Below are 6,958 nucleotides of genomic sequence, written 5' to 3'. Positions count from 1 at the left end.
CGAGGAGGGCAGGTCCATCGCGTGGTGCACCGCGGTGGCGACGGCGGGCTCCAGGTGCGGTGGACCGTGCCGGAGTCGGGGGGCACGAGACCGGCCAGCACGTGCAGCAGGGTCGTCTTGCCGCGGCCGTTCTCCCCGACGACGGCCAGCCGGGACCGCGCCGAGACGACGACCGAGACGCGGTCGAGGACCCGCCGGGCCCCGCGCGTGACGCTGACGTCCTCGGCGCGCACGTGGGCGCGCGCACCGGCGGGCAGGTGCCCGGGCACGGGCGAGGGGGGGACGGGCGGGGTGGACGACGGGGAGGTGGGGGTGGTGGGCACGGGGTGCTCCGCGGCTCGGGGTGGAGCCGGGCAGCCGCAGCGGCCGCCCGGCGTGGACCGGGGCGGCGGGCAGGGAGGTGGGAACCGCTCGGTGCGCCGCCGTCAGCGGCGGCGGAGCCTCGTCGACGCGATGACCGTGTGCACGCCGGCGACGCTAGCGCGGCGCCGGGGGAGGGGGCCACGGGTTTACCGGGCGCCCTGCGGTACCGGGTCGGTCACGATCTGCGGAACTGGTTGACGGCCCCCGGGGCGGGGGCTAGTTTCCGCGGCGGGTGAATCGTTCCAGTGCGGTATCGCGCCGGAACCCGCCGGTTTCACGCGCGATGCCCTGCGTCGGCGCGGCACCGTGCGGCATCCTGCCCCGGGGCCGCCCCACCGGACGGTCCCGTCTGCTGAGCGACGGCAGCGCTGCCGTCCGAGGAGGGAACCATGCGCCTGCCCCGCACCCCGACCGCCGTCCTCGCGGTCGCCCTGGCCGGCGGCCTCGCCCTGACCGGCTGTTCCAAGAAGACCGACACCGCCGCCACCGGCACCGACGGCGCGGACACCACCACCGTCGCCTTCGTGCCCAAGCTGCAGGGCGTGCCCTACTTCGAGGCGATGAACGCCGGCGGTGAGGCCGCCGCCGCCGAGCTCGGTTTCGAGTGGGTCTACCGCGGATCCACCACCGCCGACGCCGGCGCGCAGACCGACATCGTGAAGTCGCTGATCCAGCAGGAGGTCGACGTGCTGGTCGTCGCACCCAACGACCCCGACTCCATGGCGCCGGTGCTGCAGGACGCCGCCGACGCGGGCATCGAGGTCATGACCGCCGACACCGACGCCCCCAACTCCGTGCGCGAGGTGTTCGTCAACCAGGCCACCGCCGAGGGCATCGGCACCGCCCTCACCGACTCGCTGCTGGAGGCCATGGGTGGCAAGGGCAAGTACGCCATCGTCTCCTGCGGCCAGACCGCGGCGAACCTCAACTCCTGGATCGAGGTCCAGAAGGAGGTGACCGCCGAGAAGTACCCCGAGGCGGAGATCGTCGACATCGTCTACGCCGGCGAGGACGAGGCCAAGGCCACCTCCATGGCCAAGGACCTCATGAACGCCCACCCCGACCTCACCGGCCTCGTCGGGGAGTGCACCTCCTCCGCGCCCGGCGTCGCCAAGGCCGTCGCGGAGACCGGCAAGATCGGGCAGGTCTTCACCGTCGGCCTCGGCACCCCGCAGGCGATGAAGCAGTACCTCGACGAGGGCTCGGCGAGCACCACCATCCTCTGGGACGTGGAGAAGCTCGGCTACCTCACCGGCTGGGCCGGCAAGCAGCTCGCCGACGGCACCGCGTTCTCCGCGACCAACGAGGTCAGCGCCGACCTGCCCGCCGTGGAGTACACCGACAGCGACAAGATGCTGCTGCTGGGGCCGCCCCTGGAGATCACCAAGGACAACGTCGACCAGTTCGACTACTGATCCCCCCGGTGGGTCCGGTCGCCGCGCGCGACCGGGCCCGGCGTCCGCAGCGGAAGGCGACGAGCATGGATGGCAGCGGACCCGGCGGGCAGGGCGACGTGCTCCTGCGCGCGACGGGGGTGGAGAAGCGGTACGGCGGCGTGCGGGCCCTGCGCGGCGTCGACTTCGAGGTGCGCGCCGGTGAGGTGCACGCCCTCGTGGGTGAGAACGGCGCCGGCAAGTCCACCCTCATCAAGATCGTGTCGGGGGCCGAGACCGCCGACGGGGGCACCGTCACCGTCGCCGGCACCGCGCTGGAACCCGGCAGCACCCAGGCCGCCATGGCCGCCGGGATCGCGACCGTCTACCAGGAACCCCACCTGTTCGGCGAGCTCGACGTCGCCGAGAACGTGTTCCTCGGCCGCGAGCTGCGCCACGGTGGCCGCGTCGACCGGCGCGCCCAGCGCGCGCGGGTGGTGGAGCTGCTGGAGCAGATCGGCCTCGACCCCGCCATCGCCGACGTCCGCGTCGCCGACCTGCCGGTGGCCGAGCAGCAGCTGGTGTCCATCGCCAAGGCGTTCGCGCACTCCGCGCGCGTCCTCGTCCTCGACGAGCCCTCCGCCATCCTCACCGACCGCGAGATCGAGATCCTGTTCGCGGTGGTGCGGCGGCTGCGCGCCGCGGGCATGGGCGTCGTGTACATCAGCCACCGCCTCGACGAGCTGGCGCAGATCACCGACCGGGTCACCGTGATGCGCGACGGCCTCGTCGTCGCCGGCGAGCCCACCGCGTCGCTGACCGTGCGGCGCATCGCCGAGCTGATGGTCGGCCACGCCGTCGGCGGCCGCGGCCGGCGGCAGCGCGCCGTCGACGGCGAGGAGGTCCTCGCCGTGCGGGGGCTGGGGCGCGGTGAGCGCTTCCGGGGCCTCGACCTCACCGTGCGCGCCGGGGAGGTCGTCGCCCTCTACGGCCTCGTGGGCTCCGGCACCAGCGACATCGCCCGCGCCCTCTACGGCATCACCCCGGCCACCGACGGCGTCGTCGCCGTCGACGGGCGGCAGGTGCGGCTGCGCAGCCCCCGCGCGGCGGCCGCCGCGGGCATCACCCTGCTGCCCGGCAACCGCAAGGCGCAGGGGGTGTTCGGGGACAAGTCGATCGCCTTCAACATCTCCAGCGCCCACCTGGGTTTCCTCTCCAGGTCCGGCTGGTTCGACGCCCGCCGCGAGCGGGAGGTCGCCGAGCACTACATCTCCGAGATCGCCATCAAGGCGCCGGGCCCGGACACGCTGGTGGGCAACCTCTCCGGCGGCAACGCCCAGAAGGTGGTGCTCGCCCGCCAGCTCGTGGAGAAACCCCGTGTCCTCGTGATGGAGGAACCCACGCAGGGCGTCGACGTCGGCGCCAAGGAGGAGATCCACCGCCTCGTGCTGGAGCTCGCCGCCGCCGGCAGCGCCGTCCTCGTCATCTCCACCGACCTCGCGGAGGTCCTGGAGCTGGCCGACCGCGTCGTCGTCGTGCGGCGCGGCAGCGTGGTGCGGGAGTTCGCCGCCGGCGCCACCCAGGCCGACGTCCTCGCCGCGGCCGCCGGTGACGCCGGCACCACCCCCGGCGGGACCGCCGCCGACCCGACCAGCGCACCGACCAGCGCGCCCACCGGCGCAGGAGGGACACCGTGAGCGTCCTGGCAACCCGACCGGAACCCGCGGCCGCCGCCACCACCCGGCGCCGCCCGGTGCTGCGCGGCGTCGAGGGGCAGGAACTCGTCCTCATCGGCGTCCTCGCCGTCACCTGGGTGGCCCTCAGCCTCGCCACCGACACGTTCCTCACCGGCGGGAACCTGCGCAACATCGTGTTCTCGGTGGCGCCCGTCGCCCTCATCGGCATCGGCATGACGGCCGTCATCGTCACCGCCGGCATCGACGTGTCGGTGGGTTCGCAGGTGGCCGTCGTCATCGTCGTCGTCGGCAAGCTCGTCCGCGACGCCGGCGTCCCGCTGCTGCCGGCCCTCGCCGTCGCGCTCGTCCTCGGCGGCGTGCTCGGCACCGTCAACGGCCTGCTGGTCTCCTACGGGCGGATCCACCCGATCATCGTCACGTTCGGCACGCTGAACGTGTACCGGTTCGTCAGCCTGCAGATCTTCGGCAACGAGCAGGTCTCCGGCGTGCCCGGCACCTTCGCGGTGCTCGGCGGCGGCCAGCGGGGCCAGCTGCTCGGGATCCCCGCGGCGTTCCTGCTCGCCGTCGTCCTCGGCGCCCTCATGTGGTGCTACATGCGGTTCTGGCCCACCGGACGCCACCTCTACGCCGTCGGCGGCGACCCCCTCGCGGCCCGGCTGGCCGGCGTGAGCGTCCGGCGCCGCGTCGTCTCCGCGTACGTCCTCACCGGTGTCTGCGCCGGGCTCGCCACGTGCGTGCTCATCGGTTCCGGCGGCCTCGTGCAGCAGAACGCCGGCGCCGGCCTGGAGCTGGCCGTCATCGCCGCCGTCGTCATCGGCGGCACGAGCATCGTCGGCGGCCGCGGCACCGTGCTGGGCACCCTGCTCGGGGCGCTGCTGGTGGGCACCATCACCAGCGCCGTCACGCTGCTGGGCTGGAGCAGCCAGCTCACGAACCTCTTCATCGGCGTGTTCATCCTCATCGCAGTCGGCGCCGACCTGCTGCGCGAGCGCAGGAGGCGGTCCCGTTGAGCCGGTCCCCGGCCACCGCCCCCACCGCGCCGCGCCCGGCCCCCGGCGGCCCGCCGCCCGCGCGGGAGCCGCTGCCCGCCCGGCTGCTGCGCATCGCCCTCACCGAGCGCGTCGCGCTGCTCGCCGTCCTGCTCGTCGTGGTCGTCGCGGTGTTCTGGTGGCAGGGCCGCAACCAGTACCTCGTGGCCCCCTACGACCTGCCCTACCTGGCCTCGGCGCTGGAGTCGATGGTGCCGGTGTGCATCCTCGCCATCGCCCAGCTGCTCGTCGTCGTCTCCGGCCGCGGCGGCATCGACCTGTCCGTCGGCGGCATCGTGTCGCTGGCGGGCATGGTGTTCGGGTTCTGCGTCGGGCCGTTCGGGTGGGCGACGGCGCCGTCGGTGGTGGTGGCCGTCGCCGCCGGCGCGCTCATGGGCGCCCTCAACGGGTTCCTCGTCGCGTACGTGCGCTTCCCCGCGCTCATCGCCACCCTCGCGACCTCCTACGCGTTCGGCGCGCTGGCGCTGCTCAGCAACGACAACGCCCCCATCTCCGACGAACCCGTGCAGGAGCTGCACGAGCTGACCCGCTCGCTGGCGGTGCCCGGGGTCGGGGACGTGCCGCTGCAGGTGCTGACGTTCCTCGTGCCGGTGCTCGTGGTGGCGTGGCTGGTGCTGGCCCGCTCCACGTACGGGCGCTCGCTGTACGCCGTCGGCACCAACGACGTCGCCGCGCTCTACGCCACCCAGCCGGTGCGGCGCACCCGGTTCCTCGCCTACGTCGGCTCCGGGCTGCTGGCGGGTGTCGTGGCCGTGGTCACCGTCGCCCAGTTCGCCTCCGCCCGCCCCGACGCCGGCAGCGCCGGCAACGGCATGGCGCTGCCGGCCATCACGATCGCCGTCCTCGGCGGCGTGGCCATCCAGGGCGGCGTCGGGCGCGTCGGTGGCGTCGTCGTCGCGGCGCTGCTGGTGACGTGGCTCAACGCCGGGATCCTGCTGGCGTTCGAGGGGTCGGAGGGCAGCCGCTACCAGCTCCTCGCGCTCGGCCTGGTGCTCGTGCTGTCGGCCCTGCTGAACACGCTCGCGCTGCGCCGCTACGGGCGCATCTCGTAGCCTCGTCGGACCGTCGCCGCGCGATCCGCGCACGGCACGGCACCCGCGACGAGGACGTGCGCCCGTGATCCGTGCCCTGCTGTCCACCACCGCCGCCGCGGTGGCGGTGGTGCTCACCGCGCCCGCCGCCGCGGCGGCCCCCGGTGACCCGGACCCCCGCTTCGGCGAGGGCGGCACCGTCGTGGTGGAGGGCGCCGTGCCCGGGGGGTTCGCCCGCGGCGCCGCGCTGGCGCGGCAGGGCACCGGGACGCTCGTCGCGTCCCTGCGCACCCCGCTCGACCCGTCCGCGGTCGCCGACCCCGGCGCCGCCGTCGTCCTGGTGCGCCGGCTGGGGCCGGCCGGCCGCCTCGACCGCACGTTCGCCGACGCGGGCCAGCTCGTCGTGGACGCCGGGCGGCCGGCGCAGGCCGCGCAGGTGGTCGTGCTGCCCGACGGCCGGGTCCTCGTGCTGGCCACCCTCGACGCCGGTGGCGGGCAGTCGAGCGCCGCCCTGCTGCGGCTGCTGCCGGACGGCCGGCCGGACCCGGCCTTCAACGGCGGTGTCCCGGTGGTCTCCGGCATGGGCGCCGGCCCCCTCGACGAGCGGCTGCTGGGGCGCCTGCGCCCGAACTCGGTGGTGCCCACCGCCGGCGGCGGCTACCTCGTGGCCGCCGAGGAGGACGGCGGGGGGACCTCCGACCTGCTGCTGGCCGCGTTCGACGCCGGCGGGCGGCCGGTCGCCTCGTTCGGCACCGGCGGGGTGCGGCGGGTCGACCTGGGCGGCGACGACCGCGTGCAGCTGGTGGCCGGGCCGTCGGGTGAGGTCCTCGCCGTCGGCAGCTCCGCCCCCGCGGGGGGTGCCGCCGACGACGTCGTCGGTGTCGTGGCGCGGTTGCGGCCCGACGGCACCCCCGACCCGGGGTTCGGCGACGGCGGCGTGGTGCGCCTGCCGATGCCCGGCTGGCAGCTCTACGCGCGCGGCGGTGTCGTCGCCGGGGACGCGCTCGTGCTCTCCGGCTCGGGGGTCGACCTCACCTCCCGCGCGGTGGCCGGCGTCCTGGTGCGCGTCTCGCTGCGGGGCGAGCTCGACGCCGGGTTCGGCAGCGGCGGTTTCCTCGTGCTCGACGCCCCCGGCACCCCGGAGGGCGCCACGGCCGTCGCCGGCCCCGGCGGCACGCTGCTCGTGGGTCGCCTCCTGGGCGACGGCCCCTTCGCCTCGCGCCTGGAGCAGCGCGACGCCCGCAGCGGGGCGCCCGTCGCGGCGTTCGGCGCGGGCGGGTCGGTGGCCGCGGACGACCTGGTCGTCACCGGGGTCCTCGCCGATCCCGCGTTCGGCGCCGGTGGCGTGCTGGTGGCCGCGGACCGCCAGGACGCGTGGGCGCCGCGGACCGTGGTGCGCCGGTACCAGCTGCGCCGCGAGCCGCTGCCCCGCGGCCGGCGCGCCG

The 6,958-nt window shown here is 75.5% G+C and carries 6 protein-coding genes; 5 read left to right on the top strand and 1 reads right to left on the bottom strand.

The window, feature by feature from the left end:
• Positions 1-269 (bottom strand): ATP-binding cassette domain-containing protein (locus ABEB16_RS14320; RefSeq protein WP_345712912.1); only part of this gene is annotated, 269 nt, incomplete at its 3' end.
• 483 nt (positions 270-752) lie between these two features.
• Here ABEB16_RS14320 and ABEB16_RS14315 point away from each other — a divergent pair.
• From ABEB16_RS14315 to ABEB16_RS14295, 5 genes are all read left to right on the top strand, one after another.
• Positions 753-1,778, top strand: a complete 1,026-nt coding sequence (locus ABEB16_RS14315) for an autoinducer 2 ABC transporter substrate-binding protein (RefSeq protein ID WP_345712911.1) — start codon at positions 753-755, stop codon at positions 1,776-1,778.
• 65 nt (positions 1,779-1,843) lie between these two features.
• Complete coding sequence (locus tag ABEB16_RS14310; RefSeq protein WP_345712910.1) at positions 1,844-3,433, top strand: sugar ABC transporter ATP-binding protein; 1,590 nt, start codon at positions 1,844-1,846, stop codon at positions 3,431-3,433.
• Positions 3,430-4,443, top strand: a complete 1,014-nt coding sequence (locus ABEB16_RS14305) for an ABC transporter permease (protein ID WP_345712909.1) — start codon at positions 3,430-3,432, stop codon at positions 4,441-4,443. Before ABEB16_RS14310 ends, ABEB16_RS14305 begins: the two co-directional genes overlap by 4 nt.
• Complete coding sequence (locus ABEB16_RS14300) at positions 4,440-5,534, top strand: ABC transporter permease (RefSeq protein WP_345712908.1); 1,095 nt, start codon at positions 4,440-4,442, stop codon at positions 5,532-5,534. The genes ABEB16_RS14305 and ABEB16_RS14300 overlap by 4 nt, the downstream gene beginning before the upstream one ends.
• A gap of 64 nt (positions 5,535-5,598) precedes the next feature.
• Positions 5,599-6,958: delta-60 repeat domain-containing protein (locus tag ABEB16_RS14295; protein WP_345712907.1), on the top strand; the 1,360-nt coding region annotated here is incomplete at its 3' end.

The organism is Kineococcus glutinatus (assembly GCF_039542765.1).
Taxonomy (GTDB): domain Bacteria; phylum Actinomycetota; class Actinomycetes; order Actinomycetales; family Kineococcaceae; genus Kineococcus_A; species Kineococcus_A glutinatus.
This window is presented reverse-complemented; position numbering and strand designations above follow the sequence as displayed.

Coding starts and splice junctions, on each gene's coding strand:
- ABEB16_RS14315 (WP_345712911.1), top strand. CDS start 753: ATGCGCCTGCCCCGCACCCCGACCGCCGTCCTCGCGGTCGCCCTGGCC.
- ABEB16_RS14310 (WP_345712910.1), top strand. CDS start 1,844: ATGGATGGCAGCGGACCCGGCGGGCAGGGCGACGTGCTCCTGCGCGCG.